Annotated in this window: 31 protein-coding genes; 21 read left to right on the top strand and 10 right to left on the bottom strand. The window is 60.2% G+C overall.

The window, feature by feature from the left end:
* Positions 1-28 precede the first annotated feature (28 nt).
* From HNE05_RS13950 to HNE05_RS20590, 5 genes are all read left to right on the top strand, one after another.
* On the top strand, positions 29-325 hold the full coding sequence (locus tag HNE05_RS13950) for an aspartate-semialdehyde dehydrogenase (protein ID WP_173208450.1): 297 nt from the start codon (positions 29-31) through the stop codon (positions 323-325).
* Between the two features lie 39 nt (positions 326-364).
* A complete protein-coding gene (locus tag HNE05_RS13945) occupies positions 365-961 on the top strand; it encodes an alpha-ketoglutarate-dependent dioxygenase AlkB family protein (RefSeq protein ID WP_173208447.1) in 597 nt (198 codons plus the stop codon).
* 320 nt (positions 962-1,281) lie between these two features.
* Positions 1,282-1,443 carry a hypothetical protein gene (locus HNE05_RS13940; protein ID WP_173208445.1) on the top strand — a complete coding sequence of 54 codons (162 nt, stop codon included), beginning with the start codon at positions 1,282-1,284 and terminating at the stop codon, positions 1,441-1,443.
* A 242-nt stretch (positions 1,444-1,685) separates the two neighbouring features.
* Positions 1,686-1,802 carry a cytochrome c oxidase subunit CcoM gene (gene ccoM, locus HNE05_RS20625; protein WP_312026969.1) on the top strand — a complete coding sequence of 39 codons (117 nt, stop codon included), beginning with the start codon at positions 1,686-1,688 and terminating at the stop codon, positions 1,800-1,802.
* 240 nt (positions 1,803-2,042) lie between these two features.
* Entirely contained in the window at positions 2,043-2,177 is a 135-nt protein-coding gene (locus HNE05_RS20590) for a hypothetical protein (RefSeq protein WP_275679068.1), read from the top strand.
* Here HNE05_RS20590 and HNE05_RS13935 read toward each other — a convergent pair.
* From HNE05_RS13935 to ygfZ, 3 genes are all read right to left on the bottom strand, one after another.
* Positions 2,171-2,926 carry a substrate-binding periplasmic protein gene (locus tag HNE05_RS13935; RefSeq protein ID WP_173208442.1) on the bottom strand — a complete coding sequence of 252 codons (756 nt, stop codon included), beginning with the start codon at positions 2,924-2,926 and terminating at the stop codon, positions 2,171-2,173. The two genes, HNE05_RS20590 and HNE05_RS13935, sit on opposite strands and share 7 nt — an antisense overlap.
* Positions 2,927-3,067: 141 nt before the next feature.
* Positions 3,068-3,904: an HDOD domain-containing protein gene (locus HNE05_RS13930; protein ID WP_173208440.1), complete on the bottom strand. Its 837-nt coding sequence runs from the start codon at positions 3,902-3,904 to the stop codon at positions 3,068-3,070.
* 108 nt (positions 3,905-4,012) lie between these two features.
* On the bottom strand, positions 4,013-4,951 hold the full coding sequence (ygfZ, locus tag HNE05_RS13925) for a CAF17-like 4Fe-4S cluster assembly/insertion protein YgfZ (protein WP_173208438.1): 939 nt from the start codon (positions 4,949-4,951) through the stop codon (positions 4,013-4,015).
* 119 nt (positions 4,952-5,070) lie between these two features.
* Here ygfZ and HNE05_RS13920 point away from each other — a divergent pair, with 119 nt between their 5' ends.
* Both HNE05_RS13920 and HNE05_RS13915 read left to right on the top strand, forming a co-directional pair.
* On the top strand, positions 5,071-5,325 hold the full coding sequence (locus tag HNE05_RS13920; RefSeq protein WP_173208435.1) for an FAD assembly factor SdhE: 255 nt from the start codon (positions 5,071-5,073) through the stop codon (positions 5,323-5,325).
* Positions 5,309-5,761 (top strand): protein YgfX, encoded by a 453-nt coding sequence (locus HNE05_RS13915; protein WP_173208433.1) that lies wholly within the window; start codon positions 5,309-5,311, stop codon positions 5,759-5,761. The genes HNE05_RS13920 and HNE05_RS13915 overlap by 17 nt, the downstream gene beginning before the upstream one ends.
* On the opposite strand, the gene nadB is transcribed toward HNE05_RS13915, so the two are convergent.
* Complete coding sequence (gene nadB / locus HNE05_RS13910; protein WP_173208431.1) at positions 5,730-7,346, bottom strand: L-aspartate oxidase; 1,617 nt, start codon at positions 7,344-7,346, stop codon at positions 5,730-5,732. The genes HNE05_RS13915 and nadB overlap by 32 nt on opposite strands.
* A 346-nt stretch (positions 7,347-7,692) precedes the next feature.
* Here nadB and rpoE point away from each other — a divergent pair, with 346 nt between their 5' ends.
* From rpoE to pdxJ, 12 genes are all read left to right on the top strand, one after another.
* A complete protein-coding gene (gene rpoE, locus HNE05_RS13905) occupies positions 7,693-8,274 on the top strand; it encodes an RNA polymerase sigma factor RpoE/AlgU (protein ID WP_173208429.1) in 582 nt (193 codons plus the stop codon).
* Between the two features lie 31 nt (positions 8,275-8,305).
* A complete protein-coding gene (locus HNE05_RS13900; protein WP_173208426.1) occupies positions 8,306-8,896 on the top strand; it encodes a sigma-E factor negative regulatory protein in 591 nt (196 codons plus the stop codon).
* Between the two features lie 8 nt (positions 8,897-8,904).
* Positions 8,905-9,852 carry a MucB/RseB C-terminal domain-containing protein gene (locus HNE05_RS13895; protein WP_173208423.1) on the top strand — a complete coding sequence of 316 codons (948 nt, stop codon included), beginning with the start codon at positions 8,905-8,907 and terminating at the stop codon, positions 9,850-9,852.
* Positions 9,849-10,295, top strand: a complete 447-nt coding sequence (locus HNE05_RS13890; protein WP_173208420.1) for a SoxR reducing system RseC family protein — start codon at positions 9,849-9,851, stop codon at positions 10,293-10,295. The genes HNE05_RS13895 and HNE05_RS13890 overlap by 4 nt, the downstream gene beginning before the upstream one ends.
* Positions 10,296-10,330: 35 nt before the next feature.
* A complete protein-coding gene (locus tag HNE05_RS13885) occupies positions 10,331-11,752 on the top strand; it encodes a DegQ family serine endoprotease (RefSeq protein ID WP_173208417.1) in 1,422 nt (473 codons plus the stop codon).
* A gap of 151 nt (positions 11,753-11,903) precedes the next feature.
* Entirely contained in the window at positions 11,904-13,703 is a 1,800-nt protein-coding gene (gene lepA / locus HNE05_RS13880) for a translation elongation factor 4 (protein WP_173208413.1), read from the top strand.
* 5 nt (positions 13,704-13,708) lie between these two features.
* A complete protein-coding gene (gene lepB, locus HNE05_RS13875) occupies positions 13,709-14,563 on the top strand; it encodes a signal peptidase I (protein WP_173208410.1) in 855 nt (284 codons plus the stop codon).
* Between the two features lie 103 nt (positions 14,564-14,666).
* A complete protein-coding gene (locus tag HNE05_RS13870; protein WP_173208408.1) occupies positions 14,667-15,044 on the top strand; it encodes a DUF4845 domain-containing protein in 378 nt (125 codons plus the stop codon).
* Complete coding sequence (gene rnc / locus HNE05_RS13865) at positions 15,041-15,730, top strand: ribonuclease III (RefSeq protein WP_173208406.1); 690 nt, start codon at positions 15,041-15,043, stop codon at positions 15,728-15,730. Before HNE05_RS13870 ends, rnc begins: the two co-directional genes overlap by 4 nt.
* On the top strand, positions 15,723-16,625 hold the full coding sequence (era, locus tag HNE05_RS13860) for a GTPase Era (RefSeq protein WP_173208404.1): 903 nt from the start codon (positions 15,723-15,725) through the stop codon (positions 16,623-16,625). The genes rnc and era overlap by 8 nt, the downstream gene beginning before the upstream one ends.
* A gap of 3 nt (positions 16,626-16,628) precedes the next feature.
* A complete protein-coding gene (gene recO / locus HNE05_RS13855; protein ID WP_173208402.1) occupies positions 16,629-17,327 on the top strand; it encodes a DNA repair protein RecO in 699 nt (232 codons plus the stop codon).
* The gene (gene pdxJ / locus HNE05_RS13850; RefSeq protein WP_173208400.1) at positions 17,320-18,066 is read left to right on the top strand and encodes a pyridoxine 5'-phosphate synthase; all 747 of its coding nucleotides are present in this window, start codon (positions 17,320-17,322) and stop codon (positions 18,064-18,066) included. The genes recO and pdxJ overlap by 8 nt, the downstream gene beginning before the upstream one ends.
* Positions 18,067-18,128: 62 nt before the next feature.
* Here the strand turns inward: pdxJ and HNE05_RS13845 are convergent, their stop codons facing one another.
* The 6 genes from HNE05_RS13845 to HNE05_RS13820 all read right to left on the bottom strand — a co-directional run bounded on the left by HNE05_RS13845 (position 18,129) and on the right by HNE05_RS13820 (position 22,170).
* Complete coding sequence (locus tag HNE05_RS13845) at positions 18,129-18,476, bottom strand: hypothetical protein (RefSeq protein WP_173208397.1); 348 nt, start codon at positions 18,474-18,476, stop codon at positions 18,129-18,131.
* A gap of 435 nt (positions 18,477-18,911) precedes the next feature.
* Positions 18,912-19,466 (bottom strand): magnesium transporter, encoded by a 555-nt coding sequence (locus HNE05_RS13840; RefSeq protein WP_173208394.1) that lies wholly within the window; start codon positions 19,464-19,466, stop codon positions 18,912-18,914.
* A gap of 78 nt (positions 19,467-19,544) precedes the next feature.
* Positions 19,545-20,573: a GGDEF domain-containing protein gene (locus tag HNE05_RS13835; protein ID WP_173208391.1), complete on the bottom strand. Its 1,029-nt coding sequence runs from the start codon at positions 20,571-20,573 to the stop codon at positions 19,545-19,547.
* A gap of 167 nt (positions 20,574-20,740) precedes the next feature.
* Positions 20,741-20,920 (bottom strand): hypothetical protein, encoded by a 180-nt coding sequence (locus HNE05_RS13830; RefSeq protein ID WP_173208388.1) that lies wholly within the window; start codon positions 20,918-20,920, stop codon positions 20,741-20,743.
* Positions 20,921-21,025: 105 nt separating this feature from the next.
* Complete coding sequence (locus HNE05_RS13825) at positions 21,026-21,235, bottom strand: cold-shock protein (RefSeq protein WP_160490324.1); 210 nt, start codon at positions 21,233-21,235, stop codon at positions 21,026-21,028.
* A 230-nt stretch (positions 21,236-21,465) separates the two neighbouring features.
* Entirely contained in the window at positions 21,466-22,170 is a 705-nt protein-coding gene (locus tag HNE05_RS13820) for an endonuclease (RefSeq protein ID WP_173208385.1), read from the bottom strand.
* A 140-nt stretch (positions 22,171-22,310) separates the two neighbouring features.
* Here HNE05_RS13820 and HNE05_RS13815 point away from each other — a divergent pair, with 140 nt between their 5' ends.
* Positions 22,311-22,646 carry a hypothetical protein gene (locus tag HNE05_RS13815; protein ID WP_173208382.1) on the top strand — a complete coding sequence of 112 codons (336 nt, stop codon included), beginning with the start codon at positions 22,311-22,313 and terminating at the stop codon, positions 22,644-22,646.
* Positions 22,647-22,778: 132 nt separating this feature from the next.
* A complete protein-coding gene (locus HNE05_RS13810; protein WP_173208379.1) occupies positions 22,779-23,570 on the top strand; it encodes a PP2C family protein-serine/threonine phosphatase in 792 nt (263 codons plus the stop codon).
* The last annotated feature ends 14 nt before the right edge of the window (positions 23,571-23,584 follow it).

Raw genomic sequence — 23,584 nt, 5'->3', positions numbered from 1 at the left:
ACAGCAGTTTCAGCAGGGAGGAATTTTCATGCTGCCGCCCATTCCACACAGCCTTCAGCCGGTGACCGTCCAGCAGGACGTGCCCAAGCCGCGCCCGGATATTCCGCCGGTCACCCCGGCCAGCGAGAGCCAGAAAGAGAGCGCGGTGGAGCTGGACAAGCGCCATCCGCAGGAAGCCGAGATGCTCCTGCGCGAGGAGCAGCGTCGTCGTCAGCGCCGCGGTTACACTGCCGAGGCCATGGCCGAGGGCGAGGTGACGAAAGCCGATGAGAAACTGCTCGACGAGTTGCCGCGGCAAGGGCTGTGGGTCGATGTCGAAGTCTGACCCGGCTCCTTTGATTCAACCTGCCAGCTGACCGATACCGTGGACCTGTTTGCCGACCTGCCCCTGCAATTGCCCGATGCCCAGCTGGATTACCGTCCGCACTGGCTGGATGCGGCCTGCGCCGACCAGTGGCTGGCGCAACTGCTGGTCGAGACGCCCTGGGAGCAACCGCAGGTGTTCTTGCATGGCCGGCACTATCCGGTACCACGTATGGTCGCCTGGTATGGCGATGCCGAGGCCAGTTATCGCTATTCTGGCCTGCTGCACCAGCCGTTGCCCTGGACGCCGCTGCTGGCGCAGATTCGTGCGCAGGTCGAGGCGGTGGCGGGGCAGCCGCTGAACGGCGTGCTGCTCAATTATTACCGCGATGGCCAGGACTCCATGGGCTGGCACAGCGACGACGAACCCGAGCTGGGGCGCAATCCGCTGGTCGCTTCACTCAATCTCGGCGCTACCCGGCGCTTCGATCTGCGCCGCAAGGGCCACCCGGCTATCGAGCACTCGCTGCAGCTGGGGCATGGCGCACTGCTGGTCATGGCCGGCGCAACCCAGCATTATTGGCAGCATCAGGTGGCGAAAACCGCTAAACAGGTAGCGCTACGTATCAACCTCACTTTTCGCCTGATCCGGACTTAGGGTCTGTTCCCGTTTCGTTCGTGGCCGCGACGGAGCCAGTATTTGCGCGGAGCTAGGCAGCGCCCGCTCCCGGCGGGCATGCTGCATTCACCACATCCATGTGGATCGCGCGAGACGCGTGGTTTGGTCGTCCAAATGAGCCGTCTAGTAACGACGTTCCGCGCAAATACTGGCCCGTCCCATCGGGTTGCGTGCAAAATCGCGCCATGCGGCGTTGCGGGACTTGGCAAGGGGCCACCATTCCCTGCGTTCCGCGCCTTGCCTGGCGCGTTTTTGTCCAGCAACGCGGTTCGCGAACGAAACGGGAGCAGACCCTAACCATGAGCAACGACGACAAGCTGATCGACTTCAGCGCCGAGCGCGGCAAGCGCATCCACGACCTGCACGACAAGAAGCTCGACGAGGTGCGCCAGGCCTTCGAACAGGCGCTGCCGCTGCCCAAGGGTAAGAAGAAGGCCAAGGGCAAACCGAAGAAGCGCTGAGAAGCTGTCTACGAGCGTCTGACTGTCGGCAGCACACTGCGCCAGAAATGGCTCTAATTCAGAAGGCCGTAAAGCGGTTCTGCGTTCGCGCCAGCCAACCCCTCGGCAAAATTGACTCAGATCAACACCTGCAGCACCTCCCGCCTCCAGCTCGGGCGGATATTGACCCCGGTCAATTTTCGCAGCGCCCTCTGCCATTACCTTGAAGCCATCCAACACGGGCTTTGCACAAGGAGGCAGCCATGTTCATCGATACAGTGGTACTCGCCGGCATCGGTACGGTCGGTCTGATGATCGCCTTCTTCGCAGGCGTCGGTTATTTCATCTGGAAGGATTCGCACAAGCGCAAGCCAAGCTGATCCCTCCCGGCAACGAGCACGCAAGGCAAATTAGGGCGACTTCGGTCGCCCCTTTTTTGTCTGCGAGAAAGTCATGCAGCGCTCGGGTATCACTGCGTTTCTGCTGGATTCGCGGCAGCGAAGCAGAGAGGCATGGCGCCCAGTGCAGCGACGAGCCTGGCTGGCAGTGTGGTCATCAAGACCAGGGCGACGAAGCGCGGGGTGTGACGAAGGAGTTCGTGGCTGAAGTGGTCGCTCAGGGTGCTGCCGATCAGCCAGGTGGCGATTGTCGGCGAGATCTGCCGTGCCCATCTGGTGCAAATCAGCCTGGAGGAGGAGCGCAGTGGCGGCTTGCGGGTGAAGGTGGGTTTCCGCCGCAGCCGCTGTGATCAGTAGCTCAGGCTCAGTGGTTGCTGGATTTCCAATAGGTACTGAGTCACCTTGCCGCTGTCGCGCAGTTGCTGCAAACCCTGGTTGAAGCGTTGCAACATGGCCTCGTTGCCGGCCACCTTGCGGGACAGCAGCAGATGCAGGCTGTCGCTGCGCAACGGCAGCGGGTGAAAGCTCAGCTGGCGGCGTTCGGCGGTAGTGAACTTGCTGTGCAGCAGGTCGAAGGCCACCACCTTGTCCATCGGAAAGGCATCCAGGCGTCCAGCCAGCACCATGCGCAGGCCCTGTTCCTCGCTGCTCAGGCGCTTGACCTGCAGTTGGCCGCTGCTTTCCGCTTGCTGGAAGGCCTGACCGTAGTCGTAGTCGATGGCACCACCGAGGCGTTTGCCGTGCAGATCGCTGACCTGTTGCCAGTCGAAGACCTGATCTTTGCGGTGGAACAGATAGTAGCCGCTGTCCACCACCGGGTCGCTGATGAAAAAGGCCTGCTCGCGCTCCGGGCTGCGCAGCCATACCGCTGCACCATCGCTCTTGCCGTTTTCGGCGCTGCGCAGGGCGCGTGCCCAGGGATAGAACTCCCACTTCACCTCTATGCCCTGCAGGGCGAAGGCTTCTTCGACGATGCGCGAGGCGACGCCGTGATGGGGCAGTTTTTCACCCAGATAAGGGCTCCATTCGCCGTTGGTCAGGCGGATGGTTTCAGCCTGCAGGTGGCAGCCGAAAGCCAGGGTGAACAGCAGTAACAACAGACGCATCGGGTACTTCCTTCCCCTGAGTTGAGCGAGACAGAGGCCATTCCGGTTGACCTTTGCTGCGGCAAGCCGCTGTCCTGTCGCCAACGGCGACAGGACATACTCATAGCTTAGAAGGGCTTGGCCGATACGTCTTGCTGCGTATTACTGCAGCATGCTGGTGGCGGCTTCCATGGCCGCGGAGAGGTCTTCATCGGCCTGCATGTCGACGCTCGGGTCGAGGCCGAGCTTGGCGAAGGCGGGGATCTTGCTCCAGTCCAGCTGGGTGTAGGGGTGCTCGCTGCCCAGGTAGCTCTGCAGGGTGGCGACCTGGACGATATCGACGTAATCGACCTTCGGCGAGTTGCGGGTGAAGTCCAGGTGCTGGCCCGGCACCATGGCGATCGGCTCGGGGAATTCCCAGGCACGCAGGATCCTGTCGCCGATGATCGGGTGGATCTTCTCGATCACATGGTTGAGGCTGATGGAGTCGGCCAGCAGCTCGTTGTGCTCTTCGGCGTAGGTCAGGATCGGCAGGATGCCGATCTGGTGGACCAAGCCGGCGAGGGTTGCCTGGTCAGGCATCAGGCGGGTGTAGTGTTTGCACAGAACGTGGCAGATGCCGGCGATTTCCGTGCTTTTGTTCCACACTTCGCGCATCTTGCGGTCGACCACGTCGGAGGTGGCCTGGAACATCTGCTCCATGGCCAGGCCGGTGGCCAGGTTGCAGGTGTAGTTGATGCCGAGGCGGCTGACGGCCATCTGCAGGTCGGTAATTTCCTTGCTGGTACGCAGCAGCGGGCTGTTCACCACCTTGACGATGCGCGCGGTGAGGGCCGCATCGTTGCCGATTACCTTGCTCAGGGCCGGGATGCTGATGTTCGGGTCTTCCGCTGCCTCGCGAACGCGCAGGGCCACTTCGGGCAAGGTCGGCAATACCAGCTCATCGTTTTCGATGGCCTGGATCAGTTCCTGTTGGACTTTCTCGGCAAGCTTGCTCATCTCGGCTCTCGGGTCACTCGACCGCCTCAGTGTAGTGCGGTGTCGCTTGTTGGTCAGGGTTATGCCGGTTGTAACCTGTTTGTCCCGGCGTCTGCATCAGTTTTTTGCTTAGCGCTGGATTTCTCGGTCGCTGTCCAGTTCGTAGGGCAGTTCCAGCAGGTGCAGCAAGGGGCCATCGAGGCTGTCGAGGTGGATGCGACCATCGCTGGCGGCATCCTCCTGCAGCACGGCCAGCACTTCGCTACCGCTCTCGCTCTGCGCGGCCAGCACGATTTCGCCGACGCTGGAGCCATGTACCGGCGAAAACAGCGTGGCGCCTACGGCGGGTGGGGCTGGGTCCAGGCTCAGGCGATAGAGACGGCGCTTGAGTTTGCCGAGGTACTGCATGCGCGCGACGATTTCCTGGCCGGTGTAGCAGCCTTTCTTGAAACTCACGCCGCCCAGGGCCTGCAGGTTGATCATCTGCGGGATCAGTTGTTCGCGGGTGGCAGCGAAAACCTGGCCGATGCCAGCGCGGATCTGGCCCAGTAGCCAGTCGTTCAGTGGCGCTTCGCGCAGCTGTGCGGCCAGGCGCTTGTGCAGGGTCTCGGCTTCGGCGGCCGGGGCCCAGAGTTCGGCGCGGTCATCGCTCAGGCGCACGGCCAGCAGGCCATTGTGGCGCGCTACCGTGTTCGCCGTCTGCGGCAGATCCAGGCCGAGGCTGACCAGTGCGCCGTCACCGCCGCTGAGGCCGTAGCGTACCCAGGCGGCGGATTCGTCGCTGAGGGTGGATTTGGAGAAGGCCGCATACTTCTTCAGTTCGGCGAGCTGGGCGTCGAGCAGTTCGCTGGCCATCGCCAGCAGATAGCCGTCGCCTTCGGCAAGAATGCGGAAACTCGACAGCATGCGACCCTTGGGTGTGCAGCGGGCGCCAAGGCTGCTGGTGTGCGGCTCGAGGTAGTTGAGGTTGCAGGTGACCTGGCCCTGGAGAAATTTGCTGGCGTCTATGCCGCGCACGGCGAGCAGGGCTTCATGGGTCAGGGTGCAGAAGAAAGCTGAGTCGGCCATTGGCTGTCGCAGTAAGGAAAGTCCGGGGCGTCATCATAGAGCCCGCCCGGCAGCTTGTCAGCGGGTGCCGAGTGGGTTGCCGCTCGCTATACTGCGCACCTTCTCACAGGAGCCGCTGTATGGCCGATTCTACTGAACTGAACCGACTCTTCTGGCACAGCCGTCGCGGCATGCTGGAACTGGATGTACTGCTGGTGCCCTTCGTCAGGGAGGTGTATGCGACTCTGGATGCAGAGGATCAGGCGCGCTACCGCAAGCTGCTGGAGTGCGAGGATCAGGATATGTTCGGCTGGTTCATGCAGCGCGACGAGCCGGAAGACGCCGACCTGCGGCGCATGGTTCGCATGATTCTGGATCGTGTCCAGCCCAAGTAACGGCTTCGAATGCCACTGGCAGGCCTCGCGCCTGCTGCTGGCGGCCTATGTGCTGGCGCAATGCCTGGCATGGGTGACGCTGTTACTGCTCGATGTACCGTTCTGGCTGCTTTGTCTCGGTGTTCTGGTTTGCCTGGCGCATGCGGCCTGGGTGCTGCCGCGGCAGGTGCTGCTGCGTCACCCGCAGGCGTTTACCGGTTTGCGCCGGGATGAGGATGGCTGGCAGTTGTGGAGCAAGGCGCAGGGCTGGCAGGCGGTGCAGTTGCGTCCGGATAGCCTGGCTCTGCCGCTGATGGTGGTCCTGCGCTTTCGCCTGGCGGGTGAGTGGCGGGTGCGCGGCTTGTGCATCCCGCGCGACGGGCTGGCACGCGAAGCGCATCGGCGCCTGCGGGTGCGGCTGAAGTTCAGTCGACGAAGGTGGGCGGCGCCAGAATAGTGTCGTGCGCTTCGGGCAGCTGCTGCGGGTAATCGAGGGTGTAATGCAGGCCGCGGCTCTCGTGGCGCAGCATGGCCGAGTGGATCATCAGTTCGGCGACCTGGGCCAGGTTGCGCAGTTCGATCAGGTCACGACTGACCTTGTAGTTGCTGTAGAACTCGTCGATCTCGCTGAGCAGCAGGCGCACGCGGTGCTGGGCGCGCTGCAGGCGCTTGTTGGTGCGCACGATGCCCACGTAGTCCCACATGAATCGCCGCAGCTCGTCCCAGTTGTGCGCAATGATCACGTCTTCATCCGAGTCGGTCACCTGGCTGGCGTCCCAGGTTGGCAGCTCGCCTGGCATGTTCACGCTATCCAGCTGCGCAACGATATCGGCCGCGGCCGAGCGGGCGTAGACGAAACATTCCAGCAGCGAGTTGCTGGCCAGACGGTTGGCGCCATGCAGGCCGGTGAAGCTGGTTTCACCAATCGCGTACAGGCCTGGCACATCGGTATGGCCACTGCTGTCGATCACTACGCCGCCGCAGGTGTAGTGCGCCGCCGGTACTACCGGTATCGGTTGGCGAGTGATGTCGATACCGAATTGCAGGCAGCGCTCGTAGACGGTGGGGAAGTGCGTCTTGATGAAGTCTGCCGGCTTGTGGCTGATATCCAGATAAACGCAGTCAATGCCCAGGCGCTTCATTTCATGGTCGATGGCGCGGGCGACGATATCGCGCGGCGCCAGCTCTTCGCGCGGGTCGAAGCGCGACATGAAGCGCTCGCCATTGGCCAGTTTGAGCTGGGCGCCTTCGCCGCGCAGGGCTTCGGTGATGAGGAAGTTCTTGGCCTGCGGGTGGTACAGGCAGGTCGGATGAAACTGGTTGAATTCCAGGTTGCCGACCCGGCAGCCGGCACGCCAGGCCATGGCGATGCCGTCGCCACAGGCGCCGTCGGCGTTGCTGGTGTACAGATAGACCTTGGCGGCACCGCCGGTGGCAAGGATGACAAAGCGCGCGTGGAAGGTGTCGACCTCGCCAGTGTGGCGGTTCAGGACATAGGCGCCGAGGCAGCGCTGGCCGCTGCGGCCGAGTTTGCGCTCGGTAATCAGGTCGACTGCTACGCGTTGCTCCAATAGTTCGATATTGGGGCGTTGGCGGGCCTGTTGCAGCAGGGTGTTGAAGATGGCTGCACCCGTGGCGTCGGCGGCATGGATGATGCGCCGATGGCTATGGCCACCTTCACGTGTCAGGTGGAACTCGAATCCGCCATCCTCGCGTTCGTGTTCATCGCCACGGGTGAACGGCACACCTTGTTCGATCAGCCACTGGATGGCTTCGCGGCTGTGCTCGACGGTGAAGCGCACAGCGTCTTCGCGGCACAGGCCGCCGCCGGCATTGAGGGTGTCGGCGACGTGGGATTCGATCGTGTCGGTGTCGTCCAGTACGGCGGCGACACCGCCCTGGGCCCAGTAGGTCGAACCGTTGGCCAGGTCGCCCTTGCTCAACACGGCGACGCGCAAATGCTGCGGTAGCGTCAAGGCCAGGGTCAGGCCGGCTGCGCCGCTGCCGATGATGAGGACGTCGTGCTGGTGGTGTTGGCTCATCTACTGCTGATTCCGCAAGAGGGCGTCGCCTAGTATATAGAGGGGGTGGCCGGCACAATAGCGCGCTTATGACAGACTAAGGCGCTTGGGAACTTTCTTAGACGTTCGGGTTCCATAGTCTGCCACCCGTGGGTCAAGGGACCGAGCGCTCAGCCTGGTTCTGTCGATCAGGTAGAAAATTTTCAGCAGCAGGGTCGGTGACCCTGCTGCGTTGTTTCGTGCAAGTACTTTGCGTGCTGCAGGAAGCCAGTTCGGAGGGAGAACTTTTGCGTAGCGTCCGAGTCTATCTTGGCAGAGCGACTTGCTGGCAGACGCAGAACTCCTCCGAACTCCCAGAGGAGTATTCATGCTAACCCAGGAAGACGATCAGCAACTGGTCGAGCGGGTCCAGCGCGGCGACAAGCGGGCTTTCGATCTGTTGGTGCTCAAGTACCAGCACAAGATTCTTGGTCTGGTTGTGCGTTTCGTGCACGACAGCCATGAGGCTCAGGATGTCGCCCAGGAGGCCTTTATCAAGGCGTATCGCGCGCTCGCCAATTTTCGCGGCGATAGTGCGTTCTATACCTGGCTGTACCGCATCGCCATCAACACGGCGAAGAACTATCTGGTCTCGCGCGGCCGTCGGCCGCCGGACAGTGATGTAAGTGCCGAGGATGCCGAGTTCTATGAGGGCGACCACGCACTGAAGGACAATGAGTCACCAGAGCGGTTACTGCTTCGGGATGAGATTGAAGCCACTGTGCATCGAACCATCCAGCTGCTGCCCGAGGATTTGCGTACGGCCCTGACCCTGCGCGAGTTTGACGGCTTGAGTTACGAGGACATTGCCAGCGTCATGCAGTGTCCGGTCGGCACCGTACGTTCGCGGATTTTCCGGGCGCGCGAGGCCATTGATAAAGCCCTGCAACCTTTGTTGCAGGACGCCTAAGACAGCGGCGACAGCCAAGAGAGGAACTGCCATGAATCGTGAAGCCCTGCAGGAATCGCTGTCCGCGGTAATGGATAACGAAGCGGACGAACTGGAGTTGCGTCGGGTGCTGGCAGCCAGCGAGGAGCCAGAGCTGCGTGCCACCTGGTCGCGCTACCAGATTGCGCGTGCAGTGATGCACAAAGAGTTGCTGGAGCCGCGTCTGGATATCGCTGCCGCCGTTTCCGCCGCTTTGGCTGATGAAGCGCTGCCGGAAAAAGTGGCCAATAGTCGTTGGCGTGGCCTGGGTCGCCTGGCGGTTGCCGCCTCGGTGACCGTCGCCGTGCTGGCTGGCGTGCGCTTCTATAATCAGGATGAGCTGAGCGGTGCTCAACTCGCTCAGCAAAGCTCCCAGCCAAGCTTGGTGATGCCCCAGGTGCAAGGGCCGGCAGTGTTGGCCGGTTACACCGCGAGCAGTGAGTCTATGCCGCAGGGGCCGCAACTGAGTGTGCAGCAGCCGACGTCGGGTTGGCATGAGCAGCGTCTACCCGCCTATCTGCGCCAGCATGCCCAGCAAGCTGCCGCCAGCGGAACCGATTCGGCACTGCCTTATGCGCGTGCTGCCAGTCTGGAAAACCGCTGAGGGGGATCATGCGCGCCTTTCCTCTGATTGTTTTGCTTGGCAGCTGTCTGGCCTCGTCGGTTCATGCTGCCAATGCTCAGGATTGGCTGAGTCGCTTGGCCAAGGCCGAGGGGCAAAGCTTTCACGGTTCTTTTGTTTATGAGCGCAACGGTAGTTTCTCTACCCACGGCATCTGGCATCGGGTCGATGCGGCGGGTGAGATGCGTGAGCGTCTGCTGCAGCTGGATGGTCCGGTACAGGAAGTGCTGCGGGTCGGGGGGCATCCGGCCTGTGTGAGTGAAGGCTTGGCTGATCAGTTGCATGATCTGCGCGTGTCACCCCCTGTTGTGGCGCCAGCGCGGCTCGCTGAGCGCTATGAGCTGCGTGTTGCGGGGCGCTCTCGTGTGGCGGGGCGTGAGGCAATCGTGTTGACGTTGATACCGCGGGATCAGTATCGCTATGCCGTCGAACTGCATCTGGACGAAGCCAGCGCGCTGCCGCTCAAGTCGCTACTGGTCAACGAAAAGGGCCAACTGCTGGAGCGTTTTCAGTTCATTGATCTGGATACTGAAACAGCCGTCTCGGATGAGCAGTTGCAGCCGGGCGATAGTTGTAAGCCAGTCGACGCAGTGTCGCCTGGCAGTGCATCCGTCCCTGCTTGGCGTGCTGCCTGGGTGCCGCCGGGCTTTCAGCTGCAGCAGGCCTTGCAGCGCCGCAGTCCGGCTTCGGCGGAGCAGGTCGCTTATCTGACCTATGACGATGGCCTGGCACGCTTTTCGATATTTCTCGAGCCCCTGCGGGGAGCCAAGGTGGAAGATGCGCGTAGTCAGCTTGGCCCGACTGCTGTGGTCTCCCGGCGTATGAGCACTGTTGATGGTGATGTCATGGTAACGGTAGTTGGCGAGATTCCCCTGGGCACTGCCGAGCGTGTCGCCTTGTCCATGCAGGCGCAAGCCGCCGAAAAGGTCGTGCAATGATCGAAGAGCCAGGGCGGGTCATAGCGCTGGAGGACGGAGCCGTGTGGGTCGAGACGCTGCGTAAAAGTACGTGCTCCAGCTGCTCTGCCAATGCCGGTTGTGGGCAGGGCTTGATGGACAAGCTGGGGGTCGGTCGCAATCGTGGTCTGGTGCGTGCGCTCTCGGATCTGCAACTGCAGGTTGGTGATTCTGTTGTGGTCGGGGTGCACGAGGATCTGCTGCTGCGGGGGGCGTTCCTGGTCTATCTGTGGCCGCTGCTGTGTCTGTTTGCTGCTGCTGTCTTGGCTCAATGGCTCGGGTTGTCCGAACCGTTGGTGATCTTGTTTGGCTTGGCTGGTTTGGCATTGGCCTGGTTGGTGGTGCGTTGGCGTAGTCGGCGTACTGCTGATGATCCAGCGCTACAGCCTGTGGTTGTGCGGGCTTTGCTGGTTGGAACTGTTTGAATACTCGTTGTCTTTATGGATAGGAGCTGTAGTCGATGCTTGGTCTGAAGTCCTCTTTATCCGGAGTGGTTGCCCTCCTGCTGTGTGGGCAGGTTGCTTTCGCACGTGCGGAATTACCCGAGTTTACGGCGCTGGTCGAAGAGGCTTCGCCGGCGGTGGTGAACATCAGTACCCGGCAAAATGCGCCGCAGCGTAATGTCGCCATCCAGGGGCAGATCCCAGATCTGGAAGGTTTGCCGCCTCAGTTTCGCGAGTTCTTCGAGCGTAATATTCCGCAGATGCCGCGCAACCCCGGTGGTCGTCAGCGCGAAGCACAATCGCTGGGCTCGGGCTTCATTATTTCTGCCGATGGCTATGTCCTGACCAACAATCATGTGGTGGCAGATGCCGATGAGATCATCGTGCGCCTGTCTGATCGTAGCGAGCTCGAAGCCAAACTGGTTGGAGCGGATCCGCGCACGGATGTGGCCTTGCTCAAGGTTGAGGGCAAGAACCTGCCGACAGTGCGTTTGGGGAAGTCGGATGACCTCAAAGTCGGGGCCTGGGTGCTGGCTATCGGCTCGCCTTTTGGCTTCGATCACTCGGTAACTGCCGGCATTGTCAGCGCCAAGGGGCGCAGCCTGCCGAACGAGAACTACGTGCCGTTCATTCAGACCGATGTGGCGATCAATCCGGGTAATTCGGGTGGTCCGCTGTTCAATCTGGATGGCGAGGTGGTGGGGATCAACTCGCAGATATTCACTCGCTCCGGTGGCTTCATGGGCCTGTCCTTTGCCATTCCGATCGATGTGGCCATGTCCGTGGCTGATCAGTTGAAGGCGGACGGCAAGGTCAGCCGCGGTTGGCTGGGCGTGGTGATTCAGGAGGTCAACAAGGACCTGGCCGAATCTTTCGGTCTGGAGAAGCCGGCGGGCGCGCTGGTGGCCCAGGTGCTGGAAAATGGTCCGGCGGCCAAAGGTGGCCTGCAGGTGGGGGATGTGATTCTCAGCATGAACGATCAGCCAATCATCATGTCCGCAGACCTGCCGCATCTGGTTGGTGGTCTCAAACCGGGTAGCAAGGCCGAGTTGGAAGTGGTGCGCGAAGGCGAGCGCAAGACCTTGCAGATGAGCGTAGGGGTTCTGCCTGAGGAAGGTGATGAGGTTGCCATTGATGCTGATGCGGGTGTGGAGCGCAGCAGTAATCGCCTGGGCGTTTCGGTGGTCGAGCTGACTGCCGAGCAGAAAAAGGCACTGGATGTACGCGGAGGCGTGGTGATCAAGGAGGTGCTGGGCGGTCCAGCGGCTTTGATCGGTCTGCGTCCTGGGGATGTGATTACTCATTTGAACAATCAAGCTATCGACTCTGCCAAAACCTTCACCCGGGTGGCCAAGGAGTTGCCAAGCAATCGCTCTGTTTCCATGCGTGTCTTGCGTCAGGGGCGGGCTAGTTTCATTACCTTCAAGCTTGCGGAATAGGGCGGCTTGATGAGCAGAAAGGGCAGTTTTTACTGCCCTTTTTTGTGTCTGCCTCTCAGTGCGCACGCGTGACGCCATGGTCATCGGTCAGGTAGAATGCTCGGCTATTTTCGGCGGGCAGCCTGCCTGCGGCTTTTTCGAGTGTTGATCCGTGAGTGACCTGAGTCATATCCGCAATTTCTCCATCATCGCCCACATCGACCACGGCAAGTCGACCCTGGCTGACCGCTTCATCCAGATGTGCGGTGGCCTCTCCGAGCGTGAAATGGAGGCCCAGGTGCTCGACTCCATGGACTTGGAGCGCGAGCGCGGAATTACCATCAAGGCCCACAGTGTCACGCTGCACTACAAGGCTCTCGACGGTAAAACCTATCAGCTGAACTTCATCGATACCCCAGGGCACGTCGACTTCACCTATGAAGTCAGTCGTTCGCTGGCCGCTTGCGAGGGTGCGTTGCTAGTGGTGGATGCCGGTCAGGGTGTGGAAGCCCAGTCGGTTGCCAACTGCTACACCGCCATCGAGCAGGGCCTTGAGGTCATGCCGGTACTGAACAAGATGGACCTGCCGCAGGCCGATCCGGACAAGGTCAAGGAAGAAATCGAGAAAATCATCGGTATCGACGCGACCGACGCCGTGGCCTGCAGTGCCAAGAGCGGTATGGGCGTTGACGAGGTACTTGAGCGTCTGGTGAAGACCATTCCGGCGCCTACCGGCAACATCGAAGACCCGTTGCAAGCACTGATCATCGACTCCTGGTTCGACAACTACCTGGGCGTTGTATCCCTGGTGCGTGTACGCCATGGTTGCGTGAAGAAGGGTGACAAGATTCTGGTCAAGTCCACCGGCAAAATCCACCTGGTGGATAGTGTCGGTGTGTTTACCCCCAAGCACACGCAAACCGCTGACCTGAAAGCGGGTGAAGTGGGCTTTATCATCGCCGGTATCAAGGACATCCACGGTGCTCCGGTGGGTGACACCCTGACCCTCAGCTCTACCCCTGATGTAGATGTGTTGCCAGGCTTCAAGCGCATTCAGCCGCAGGTGTATGCCGGACTGTTCCCGGTAAGCTCGGACGATTTTGAAAATTTCCGTGAAGCCCTGCAAAAGCTCACGCTGAATGACTCGTCGCTGCAATACTTGCCGGAAAGCTCGGACGCACTGGGTTTTGGTTTCCGTTGCGGGTTCCTCGGCATGCTGCACATGGAGATCATCCAGGAGCGCCTGGAGCGCGAGTACGATCTTGATCTGATTACCACTGCGCCAACGGTAATCTTCGAGTTGTTGTTGAAGACCGGTGAGACCATCTACGTCGATAACCCGTCCAAACTGCCCGATCTGTCGTCTGTTGAAGATATGCGCGAGCCGATTGTGCGCGCCAATATCCTCGTGCCTCAGGAGCACCTGGGTAACGTCATCACCCTGTGTATCGAGAAGCGCGGCGTGCAGCACGACATGCTGTTCCTCGGCACCCAGGTTCAGGTCAGCTACGATCTGCCGATGAACGAAGTGGTGCTGGACTTCTTCGATCGCCTGAAATCCACCAGCCGTGGCTACGCTTCGCTGGACTATCATTTCGACCGCTATCAGTCGGCCAATCTGGTCAAACTCGATGTTTTGATCAACGGCGACAAGGTCGATGCCTTGGCACTGATCGTGCACCGTGACAATGCGCACTACAAAGGCCGCGCATTGACCGAGAAAATGAAAGAACTGATTCCACGGCAGATGTTCGATGTGGCCATTCAGGCTGCCATCGGTGGGCAGATCGTGGCACGAACCACGGTCAAGGCGCTGCGCAAGAACGTATTGGCCAAGTGCTACGGCGGTGATGTCAGCCGTAAGAAAAAGCTGCTGGAAAAGCAGAAGGCCGGTAAAAAACGGATGAAGCAAGTGGGCAACGTGGAGATTCCACAAGAAGCCTTCCTTGCAGTGCTCAGGTTGGATAGCTAATCACTATGTCGTTCAATTTCCCTCTGATTCTGGTGATAGCCGTAGCAGTTTGCGGTGCGTTGGCGTTGCTCGATCTGCTGCTGCTGGCACCACGCCGGCGCGCGGCGATTGCCACCTACGAGGGACAGGTCAGCGAGCCTGACGAAGGCGTACTGCAGAGCCTGAACCGCGAGCCGTTGCTGGTCGAATATGGCAAGTCGTTCTTTCCGGTACTGGCCATCGTGCTGGTACTGCGCTCCTTCTTGCTGGAGCCCTTCCAGATTCCGTCCGGCTCGATGAAGCCGACCCTGGAAATTGGTGACTTTATTCTGGTCAACAAGTTTGCCTACGGCATTCGCCTGCCGGTTATTGACAGCAAGGTGGTCGAGGTCGGTAATCCGCAGCGCGGCGATGTAATGGTGTTCCGCTACCCGAGCGATCCGAACATCAATTACATCAAGCGCGTCGTTGGGTTGCCGGGCGATCGTATTAGCTACAGCATGGACAAGCGCCTGACGGTCAATGGTCAGCCCATTGTCGAGCAGTTCATCGGCGAAGAGCCCGGTAGCCTGGGCAGTGCTGCGCTATACAAGGAAAAGCTGGGTGAGGTCGAGCACCAGATTCGCAAGGAGCTGCGTCGTAACTTGCGCGTTCCTGGTGATGAGTGGGTGGTGCCGCAGGGGCACTACTTCATGATGGGTGACAACCGCGACAACTCCAACGACAGCCGCTACTGGAACGACAAGCATATTGCCAAGGAGTTTCTGGGCATGGTGCCGGACCGCAATATCGTCGGTAAGGCCTTCGCCGTATGGTTGAGCTGGCCAGATCCCAAGCTGCGTAGCTTGCCGAATTTTTCTCGAGTTGGTCTGATTCGCTAAACGTTTCAAGCGATGGTGGCTGTGCAAGCTGGCCACCTCGGCTTATATATAGTGGTGTCTGCGGCCGTGGGCATTACAACAAAACTGACAATTGGGGGTAATCATGACGTTTGCGCGCTCGCAGAAAGGCATGTCGTTTCTAAGCTGGATGGTCGTGCTGGCTGTCGTGGCATTTTTCGCCAGCATGGTATTTAAGATGCTGCCGCATTACCTTGATTACATGTCACTGGAAAAGATCATCACCTCCGTGGAAACCGATCCGAGTTTTGAAATTCGTACAGTGAGCGATTTCTACGGCCATGTGATGAAAGGGATGGAAACCAACAGTATTCGTGGTGTGAGTCCCAAAGACATCATGCAGGTCAAGATCGAGAACAATGATTTTGTCGTACATCTGAATTATGAGAAGCGCGAGCCGCTGATCCAGAATCTCGATTTGGTCGCCAAGTTCGACAAAGAATTTCGTGTGCGAGCGCCGTGAGTGTTCCCCTAGCCCGTCTTGAGCGTCAGCTCGGTCACGCCTTTCAGGACCAGGATCTTATGCTCCTGGCCCTTACCCATCGTAGTTTTGCCGGGCGCAACAACGAGCGTTTGGAGTTTCTCGGGGATGCCATTCTCAACTTCGTAGCGGGCGAGGCGCTGTTCGAGCGTTTTCCCCAGGCTCGCGAAGGCCAGTTGTCGCGTTTGCGTGCGCGCTTGGTAAAAGGCGAGACACTGGCGGTGCTGGCGCGTGGTTTCGACCTGGGTGAGTACTTGCGCCTGGGCTCCGGCGAGTTGAAGAGTGGTGGTTTCCGCCGTGAGTCGATTCTTGCCGATGCCTTGGAGGCGCTGATTGGTGCCATCTACCTGGACGCCGGTATGGATGTGGCTCGTCAGTGCGTGCTGGGCTGGCTGAGCAACGAGTTGGACAGCCTGACCCTGGTAGACACCAACAAGGATCCTAAAACTCGCCTGCAGGAGTTTCTGCAGTCACGGGCGACCGATCTGCCACGCTATGACGTGGTGGATATCCAGGGCGAACCGCATTGCCGGACGTTCTTCGTCCAGTGCGAAATAGCCTTATTGAATGACAAGACCCAGGGGCAGGGCGCCAGTCGGCGCATTGCCGAGCAGGTCGCCGCCGCTGCTGCCCTGGTGGCGCTGGGCGTGGAGAATGGCAATGACTGATGTACCTGTAACCCGCTGCGGCTATGTCGCCATTGTCGGTCGCCCGAACGTGGGCAAGTCGACCCTGCTCAACCATATCCTCGGGCAGAAGCTGGCGATTACTTCACGCAAGCCGCAGACCACTCGCCACAACATGCTCGGGATCAAGACCGAGGGCGAGGTACAGGCGATCTATGTCGATACTCCCGGCCTGCATAAAAATAGTGAGAAGGCTCTCAATCGCTACATGAACAAGACCGCCTCGGCGGCGTTGAAAGACGTCGATGTGGTGATCTTCGTGGTCGATCGTACCCGCTGGACCGACGAAGATCAGATGGTCCTCGAGCGTATCCAGTACGTGCAGGGTCCGGTGATCCTGGCGATCAACAAGACCGATCGCATCGAAGACAAGGTTGAGCTGATGCCGCATCTGGAGTGGCTGCAACAGCAACTGCCAAAGGCCGAAATCGTGCCGATTTCCGCGCAGCAGGGGCACAATCTTGATGCCCTGGAAAAGCTGGTGGCGGACTTCCTGCCGGAAAGCGAGCACTTCTTCCCGGAAGATCAGATTACCGACCGCTCCAGTCGCTTTCTGGCGGCCGAGCTGGTGCGCGAGAAGATCATGCGTCAGCTGGGTGCCGAGCTGCCTTACCAGATCACCGTGGAAATCGAAGAGTTCAAGCAGGAAGGTCGCATCCTGCATATCCATGCATTGATCCTGGTCGAGCGCGACGGCCAGAAGAAAATCATCATTGGCGACAAGGGCGAGCGCATCAAGCGCATTGGCCAGGAGGCGCGCAAGGACATGGAGGTGCTGTTCGACTCCAAGGTCATGCTCAACCTCTGGGTCAAGGTCAAAGGTGGCTGGTCCGACGATGAGCGGGCGCTGCGCTCGCTGGGCTACAACGACATCTAAGCCATGCAGGCCAGCGCGCAACCGGCCTATGTCCTGCACAGTCGTGCCTACCGCGAGAGCAGCGCGCTGGTCGATCTGCTCACCCCGCAAGGACGTTTGCGTGCCGTGCTGCGTGGCGCGCGCGGCAAGGCCGGCACCCTGGCGCGGCCGTTCGTGCCGCTGGAAGTCGAACTCCGTGGGCGCGGCGAGCTGAAGAATGTGGCCCGTCTGGAGGCCGCCGGTATCCCCAATCTGCTCAGTGGTGCCGCTTTGTTCAGTGGTATCTATTTGAATGAGCTGCTGATCCGCCTGCTGCCCGCAGAAGACCCGCACCCCGCCTTGTTCGAGCACTATGCCCTGACGCTTACGGCCCTGGCCGTAAATCCCCCGCTGGAGCCTTTGCTGCGGGCTTTCGAGTGGCGCCTGCTGGACGAGTTGGGCTATGGTTTTGCCCTCGATCACGACCTTGCCGGCTTGCCGATTACGGCTGCCGGCCTGTACCGCCTGCAACCGGATGCTGGGCTTGAGCCTGTCTCGCAACTGCAGCCTGGCCTGTTCCAGGGGGCCGATCTGCTGGCCATGGCCCAGGCCGACTGGAGCTCGCCGGGGGCGCTGGCAGCCGCCAAGCGTCTGATGCGCCAGGCTTTGGCGCCGCATCTGGGTGGCCGGCCGCTGGTCAGCCGTGAACTCTTTATGAACCTCAAGGAACCTGCTCGTGACTGAAGCCAACCGCATCCTTCTCGGCGTGAATATCGACCATGTCGCCACCCTGCGCCAGGCGCGGGGAACCCGCTACCCGGACCCGGTGAAAGCCGCCCTGGATGCGGAAGAGGCTGGGGCCGATGGCATTACCGTGCATCTACGTGAAGACCGTCGGCATATCCAGGAGCGCGATGTGCGCCTGCTCAAGGAGGTGTTGCAGACGCGCATGAACTTCGAGATGGGCGTGACTGATTTCATGCTCGACTTCGCCGAAAGCATCCGCCCCGAGCATGTCTGCCTGGTCCCGGAAACTCGCCAGGAACTGACCACCGAAGGCGGCCTGGAAGTGGCTGGGCAGGAGGCGCGCATTCGTGCAGCCGTCGAACGTCTGAGCAAGCTCGGTTGCGAGGTGTCGCTGTTCATCGATGCCGACGAGAAGCAGATCGAGGCGGCGCGGCGCGTCGGGGCGCCGGCGATCGAATTGCATACTGGCCGTTACGCCGATGCTCATACGCCCGCCGAAGCGGCGCGTGAGCTGGCCCGCATCCGTGATGGCGTGGCCTGCGGCTTGGCCCATGGTTTGATCGTCAATGCCGGCCATGGCTTGCATTACCACAACGTCGAGCCGGTGGCGGCGATTGCCGGGGTGCACGAGTTGAATATCGGTCACGCGATCGTTGCCCATGCCCTGTTTGTCGGTTTCAAGGGGGCGGTCGCGGAGATGAAGCAGTTGATTCTGGCTGCTGCCGGGCGCGGCTAAGCGTTACTTGTCTGTCGGGCTGCGGTGGTGATTCGCTGGTACTCGCCGTTCGCCATCAGCTGCTACAGGCCGCGGTTGAAATCGTCGATGAGCTGAGTGGCGTGCGGATGATTGCGCGGGACGATGAAGTGCAGGCTGTGCTTGCTGACCACAGTCTGTGAGCTTTCGAATTCGCCTGGGTCGAGTCCCGATAAGTGAATGGCCTGCTGTCCCAGCAGGCTGTCGGCGATGAAGAAGTCATCGCGCTCCAGGGCAATCAGCTTGGCGCAGGTCAGCAAATCCGGCGGCTCATGGCGCTGTAGCTGGTTTTGCTCCAGCAGTGGCGTGAGTGCGGCAGGTGGCAGCCAGCCGAGCGGGTAGCACAGACGCTTGCCGATAAAGCGCTGCAGGTTATCCGGATCGAGCATCATCCCGCGGCGCGTGAAGACTCGCTGAGTAACCTCGTAAAGCGGCTCCGAGTAGATAAACTCCGCCTCGCGCTCGGCCAATTTCAGGTAGGGGTAGGTGGCGTCTAGCTGCCTTTCAGCGTGGCGTGATAGCCGCGCTTCCAGGGTTGCCAGGCGAGACTCGGCTGGTAACCGGAGCGGCCCAGGGCTGCGAACACCACTTCGCTGAGCATTCCGCCATTGGGCAGGGCGCTGCCTGCATAAGGGGCATAGTCCTCGCCGCTGACCAGGCGCAGGGGAGAGGCCAGAACAAGGTTGCTGAACAGTACACCGGCAAGTAACAGTGCCCGCTTTAAGCTCGTGCGGCGATAGCATCCTGTTTGGTCTGTTGAGTGCTTTGGCTGTCGTGGTGCTTGGGTCGAGGGGCGAGCATCGACCCGCCCCTTCATGGCGTGTTTGTCAGATCAGTTTGCGGAACTGGTTCCAGTGATACTGCAGGGCAATCGCCCAGCCTGGTGATGCGCTGCCAGTCCCCGCCAACTCCAGGCGCGGATGGTGGGCGACTATCTGGTTGAGAAGTGGCTCCTGCGCGGGGTTCACATCGACGAAGAACAGGTGCTTGCCTTCGTGCAGCGTGTCGGCAAAACGCTGGAACGCGCTGTTGGGCTTCTGCAGGCCGAACAGACTCCCTTCCCATACGCTGAAACCAAGCAATACCACCGCCAGGAAAACAAAGGGTATCCAGCCTGCCGGGGTATCAGCCCAGCCATTGAGCCAGGCCAGCAGTACTACCAGTGCTGCCAGGGCAAGGCCTATCAGGCTGCCGATCTTTCCTGCATGAACGATGTCCTGCTTCATGACCGAGGAAACATCGTGTAGGTGGTGCTGTTCGACGTCGGCATCCTTGTCGCTGAGGACGTGGATCTGTTCGGTGCTGATGCCGCTGGCCTCCAGCTCGTTTTCGAGCGTCTCCAGTTCATCGAGATTGTCACTGATGTAGTAATGCCGATTCATGGCACACCTCCCATCTTGCGGTTAGCGAACCCCCGTCAGTTTGGCGCTAATGCGGCCTTTCCTGAGTGTAGTCTGTGCTCAGGGTGTGGGAGTGGGGCTGCCGAGCGGCGCTTCTACTGGTTCGTCGATGAAAAAACGATCACGCCCGGCGCTTTTCGCCTGGTACAGGCACTGGTCGGCACGTTGCAACCAGCTTTCCTGGCCTTCATCCGCACGCAGGATGGCGCCGCCGATGGACACTGTCACCGTTCCGCCCGGGCCCTGCAGGGCGTTGCGCACCTGCAGCAGCAGATTATTGGCCGCGGCTTGCAGGCCTTCCAGCTGGGTGTCGGGCAGCAGTAGCAGGAACTCTTCACCGCCGAAGCGGAACAGGCGATCCTCCTTGCGCGAAGAGTGCTGGATCAGCTCGACGAAATCAATCAATACCAGGTCGCCGGCCTGGTGGCCAAAGCGGTCGTTGATCTGTTTGAAATGATCCAGATCCATGGCCAGTACGCCATAGCTGGTGCCATGGCGGCGCTTGCTGGAAACGGCGATTTTCATCTCTTCATCCATGGCCCGGCGATTGCGTGCACCGGTTAGCGGGTCACGGATGGCCAGTACCTGCAACTGGTCACGCTGGCTGCGGGTGCGGTAGGCGAAGATGAAGGTCATGATTCCGGCGGTGACATTGGTGACCAGGAAAGAGACCATCTGATAGTCGCTTTCGAAGACGCTGCCGGGCACCCATAACGCATACCCGACCAGGCTGCCGAGAATGAGCAGAGTGGCGGCAATGGCTTTGCCGGGAGAAACCATGAAGAAGTTGAAGAGGATCAGCGGGTAGATCCAGAACAGTCCGTTGACACCTAGATCGATGGCGATCAGGGTCGCTCCGGTGGAGAAAATGCTGGCCAGATAGATACCAGGTTTTACCGTGTCTCCGCTACGCCAGGCGTAGACCACTGCCAGGATGGTAGACAGCACAATGATCGAGTCGGCGATGCCAACCAGATAGTTGCCATGGGTCAGGCGATAAAATGCATAGGGGGTAATGCCCAATACGCCGATCAGCCCCATCAAGGTGATGATGGATAGCTGAAAATCCTTCCTGAGTCGCTTGAACATCAGCGAGAGTCCCTGGCCTTTGGCGCTTCTTATCGTTCTTGTGATGACAAGAATGCAGAGCTTTGCCGAGGCGGGCAAGAGTGATCTTGGGCAAGATGCCAGTATTTCCGCCAAAGTGCCGAATGGCTCGGCATCAGCAGTGGCGGCTGGCGATGTGGCAGCGGGTGTTACTTCTTGCTGATGGTGATATGCCGGCTGGGGGTAAGCGATTGACCGCTGACACCTTTGGCAATCTGCTGGATTTCACCACCGGACTTGAGGAAGGCGGCGACCTGGGCTTCGATGGATTCGTGGGTTTCCACGGCCGGTTGCGGTTTGGGTTTCTGGCTGGATCCTTTGACGCGCATGGTGGCTCCCTCTTCAGGAAATCTATGGTGCACGGTGAGTGCGGGTAAAAATGGCAGGGATAAAAAAACCGGCCCGTGGGCCGGTTTTCGTGACGCGTCGAGTAATTAGATTACTTGAACGTCGTCAGCTTGCATGCCTTTCTGGCCTTTTACAGCCACGAAGGAGACCTTTTGGCCTTCCTGCAGGCTTTTGAAGCCAGCGCTCTGGATCGAGCGGTAGTGCACAAACAGATCAGCGCCGCTTTCCGGGGTGATGAAGCCGAAGCCTTTTTCATCGTTGAACCACTTGACGGTGCCAGTTTGACGTTCGGACATGGGATGTCTCCTTGAACAAAGTGAACATGACACTGGAACAGCCCAGGCCATGACTGAGTGCAAAGAGTAAAGAAACCGATGGAAGGTTGGATCGAGATCTAAACAAGTCGATTTGCGGTGACACATGCAACACAGTCCGATCACCCTACAGGGGAAAGTGCCAATCGCCAAATGATTTCTCATTTAATTCGCTAAGTGGCGCGTTTGCTTACAGGCTTTGCGCGCTTGTTTTAGCTGCCTTTTTTCGGACACAGGCGCATATCCACGGGGCCGGCATGGGGGTTGCTCCAGCCCATCACGCAGGCAAGTTGCTGGTTGCGCTGGCGCTCCCAAGTCTGCACCGGGTAATGCTTGTGCCAGGCGTTGAAGACTTGCCGCTCCTGTTTCGACAGGCGCAGGCCATAGCGTTCACTCATGTAGAAGTAGGTGCGGGCAATCATGCCGCGCACCTGGGTTCTGGGCATGGCCTTGCGCGCCTTGAAATCTACTACCATCGGGCAGCTGCCGTACTGGCTCGGTTGCTGCGGTAGCCAGGCATAGCTGTAGTTGCTGCGATCGGCATTGATCTCGCCGATGCTGGGCACCAGATTGAACAAATCCGCTTCGGCGCTCCGGTAGGCCTTGTCCTGACTGGCGCAGTGCTTTCTGCCGCCCTGCTGCCAGCAGCGGCGCTGATGCCCGATGACCCAAGCCGGGACTATGTGCTCCCACTCGATGCGCGCTGCGCGCCGGGCATTGGTGCGCGGTACATAGCCGCAGCTGTTCAAGTCGACCGACTTGCCGTTATAGCGGCAGCCGCAATAGAACTCCACGGGCTGCTGGGCATAGAGTTTCCAGGCGATTTTCTTGGCTTCGGCAAAGGTTCGGGGCGGGGCAGCGAGGCTGGCGGCCGAGCAGGCCAGTGCGAGCAGAGCAATGATGTAGCGCGAGGGCATGAATACGGCATCCCTGAAAAGCGCCGCATCATACGGGCCTGATGAACTTTGCCAAGGCTGGCAAAGGGCTGGCCACTCTGGTCAACGGCGCTGATCGGCGTAGCATCCTAGCCAGGGTCTTTGAGAGGAAGGGTGGGCCAATGCGCATCATGCAAATAGGGCTACTGGGCATTGCCATGGCGGCTTTACCGGCGCTGGCCGCCGAGACGGTTAGCCGTCAGGTACAGAGTGTACCCATCGAGTACGTCAGTCCTGGTGCCTCCGGCAGTATCAGCTCGTCCAGCAGCAGTCAGAGTCATGACGTCTATGGCGGCTATGCCGTACCCAGCGATAGTGGCAGCACGCAGAGCCATGCCTATGGCAGTTCTGGCGTGCAGCAGAACGGCGGCATTCGGCAGAGCATCAAGTACCCAGGCGGTCTTGAGGTGCAGCGTTATCCGGGGCAGAACAGTTACGAAGAACAGCGCCAGCAGTGAAACGTGGGTGTTGCCACGCTGCCGATATCGACTGCTTAACACTTCCCGGGGAAACTTCCACGCAGGGCTGACAGCCGCGGGTGGTGGCCGCATCATGCCGCTTACGTGCAGTAACGAGATGATCCACTAGCCATGTCCATTACGCTCACCGAGCAGTCCCTTGTGTTCGCGGCGCAGAGCGTTGCGGGCCAGGTGCGTGCGCATAACGAAGATGCTGTGCTGTGTTGCCCCGAGTTGGGTTTGTGGGCGGTTGCCGATGGCATGGGTGGCCATCAATCCGGTGAAGTGGCCAGCGCTTTGGCCTTGCAGACCCTGCGTGAAGTGGTCGGCGCCGGTGGCGACCTGCTGACGGCCGCGCAAACCGCCAATGCCGCCATCATCCAGGCCGGGCAGGCTGCCGGTGGGCGGCGCATGGGCACCACCCTGGTCGCGTTGCAGGTTGCTGGTGGCGAATTCGAGCTGGCCTGGGTCGGTGACAGCCGCGCCTATCGGGTCAGCGCCGCAGGCATCGAGCAGTTGAGCCGCGATCACAGCTGGGTGCAGCTGATGATCGATGCCGGCGAGATGAGTGTGGAAGAAGCCCGCCAGCATCCGCGACGCAATATCGTCATCCAGTGCCTGGGGCAGGCAGAACAGGAACTGGAAGTCGGCCTGCTGCGCGGCACCCTGGCCGCTGGTGAGTTGCTGTTGCTGTGCAGTGACGGCCTGACCGGCGAGCTCAGTGATGAACAGATCCAGCACTTATGCGTCGAGGCGGAAACCCTCGATGCGCTGGTCGAGCAGTTGATAGGGCTGGCCAACCAGCTTGGCGGCAAGGACAATATCAGCTGCATCGTACTTGGCCTCAGCGCCCCGGAATCGCCGGTGATCGCCGCCAGACCGCGTAACTTTATCAGCAGATGGCTGAACTCACGTAAGTCCTGACCACTTCGATACGA

The organism is Pseudomonas campi (genome assembly GCF_013200955.2).
In the GTDB taxonomy this organism is placed as follows: Bacteria; Pseudomonadota; Gammaproteobacteria; order Pseudomonadales; family Pseudomonadaceae; genus Aquipseudomonas; species Aquipseudomonas campi.
Note: the sequence above shows the minus strand (reverse complement) of the source record. Positions and strands in the feature narration are given on the sequence as shown.

Excerpts from the sequence above, each read along its gene's own strand:
- HNE05_RS13950 (WP_173208450.1), top strand. The coding sequence starts at position 29 with ATGCTGCCGCCCATTCCACACAGCCTTCAGCCGGTGACCGTCCAGCAG.
- HNE05_RS13940 (WP_173208445.1), top strand. The coding sequence starts at position 1,282 with ATGAGCAACGACGACAAGCTGATCGACTTCAGCGCCGAGCGCGGCAAG.
- ccoM (WP_312026969.1), top strand. The coding sequence starts at position 1,686 with ATGTTCATCGATACAGTGGTACTCGCCGGCATCGGTACGGTCGGTCTG.
- HNE05_RS13935 (WP_173208442.1), bottom strand. The coding sequence starts at position 2,926 with ATGCGTCTGTTGTTACTGCTGTTCACCCTGGCTTTCGGCTGCCACCTG.
- HNE05_RS13930 (WP_173208440.1), bottom strand. The coding sequence starts at position 3,904 with ATGAGCAAGCTTGCCGAGAAAGTCCAACAGGAACTGATCCAGGCCATC.
- ygfZ (WP_173208438.1), bottom strand. The coding sequence starts at position 4,951 with ATGGCCGACTCAGCTTTCTTCTGCACCCTGACCCATGAAGCCCTGCTC.
- HNE05_RS13920 (WP_173208435.1), top strand. The coding sequence starts at position 5,071 with ATGGCCGATTCTACTGAACTGAACCGACTCTTCTGGCACAGCCGTCGC.
- nadB (WP_173208431.1), bottom strand. The coding sequence starts at position 7,346 with ATGAGCCAACACCACCAGCACGACGTCCTCATCATCGGCAGCGGCGCA.
- rpoE (WP_173208429.1), top strand. The coding sequence starts at position 7,693 with ATGCTAACCCAGGAAGACGATCAGCAACTGGTCGAGCGGGTCCAGCGC.
- HNE05_RS13900 (WP_173208426.1), top strand. The coding sequence starts at position 8,306 with ATGAATCGTGAAGCCCTGCAGGAATCGCTGTCCGCGGTAATGGATAAC.
- HNE05_RS13895 (WP_173208423.1), top strand. The coding sequence starts at position 8,905 with ATGCGCGCCTTTCCTCTGATTGTTTTGCTTGGCAGCTGTCTGGCCTCG.
- HNE05_RS13890 (WP_173208420.1), top strand. The coding sequence starts at position 9,849 with ATGATCGAAGAGCCAGGGCGGGTCATAGCGCTGGAGGACGGAGCCGTG.
- HNE05_RS13885 (WP_173208417.1), top strand. The coding sequence starts at position 10,331 with ATGCTTGGTCTGAAGTCCTCTTTATCCGGAGTGGTTGCCCTCCTGCTG.
- lepB (WP_173208410.1), top strand. The coding sequence starts at position 13,709 with ATGTCGTTCAATTTCCCTCTGATTCTGGTGATAGCCGTAGCAGTTTGC.
- HNE05_RS13870 (WP_173208408.1), top strand. The coding sequence starts at position 14,667 with ATGACGTTTGCGCGCTCGCAGAAAGGCATGTCGTTTCTAAGCTGGATG.
- era (WP_173208404.1), top strand. The coding sequence starts at position 15,723 with ATGACTGATGTACCTGTAACCCGCTGCGGCTATGTCGCCATTGTCGGT.
- recO (WP_173208402.1), top strand. The coding sequence starts at position 16,629 with ATGCAGGCCAGCGCGCAACCGGCCTATGTCCTGCACAGTCGTGCCTAC.
- HNE05_RS13845 (WP_173208397.1), bottom strand. The coding sequence starts at position 18,476 with ATGATGCTCGATCCGGATAACCTGCAGCGCTTTATCGGCAAGCGTCTG.
- HNE05_RS13840 (WP_173208394.1), bottom strand. The coding sequence starts at position 19,466 with ATGAATCGGCATTACTACATCAGTGACAATCTCGATGAACTGGAGACG.
- HNE05_RS13835 (WP_173208391.1), bottom strand. The coding sequence starts at position 20,573 with ATGTTCAAGCGACTCAGGAAGGATTTTCAGCTATCCATCATCACCTTG.
- HNE05_RS13830 (WP_173208388.1), bottom strand. The coding sequence starts at position 20,920 with ATGCGCGTCAAAGGATCCAGCCAGAAACCCAAACCGCAACCGGCCGTG.
- HNE05_RS13825 (WP_160490324.1), bottom strand. The coding sequence starts at position 21,235 with ATGTCCGAACGTCAAACTGGCACCGTCAAGTGGTTCAACGATGAAAAA.
- HNE05_RS13820 (WP_173208385.1), bottom strand. The coding sequence starts at position 22,170 with ATGCCCTCGCGCTACATCATTGCTCTGCTCGCACTGGCCTGCTCGGCC.
- HNE05_RS13815 (WP_173208382.1), top strand. The coding sequence starts at position 22,311 with ATGCGCATCATGCAAATAGGGCTACTGGGCATTGCCATGGCGGCTTTA.
- HNE05_RS13810 (WP_173208379.1), top strand. The coding sequence starts at position 22,779 with ATGTCCATTACGCTCACCGAGCAGTCCCTTGTGTTCGCGGCGCAGAGC.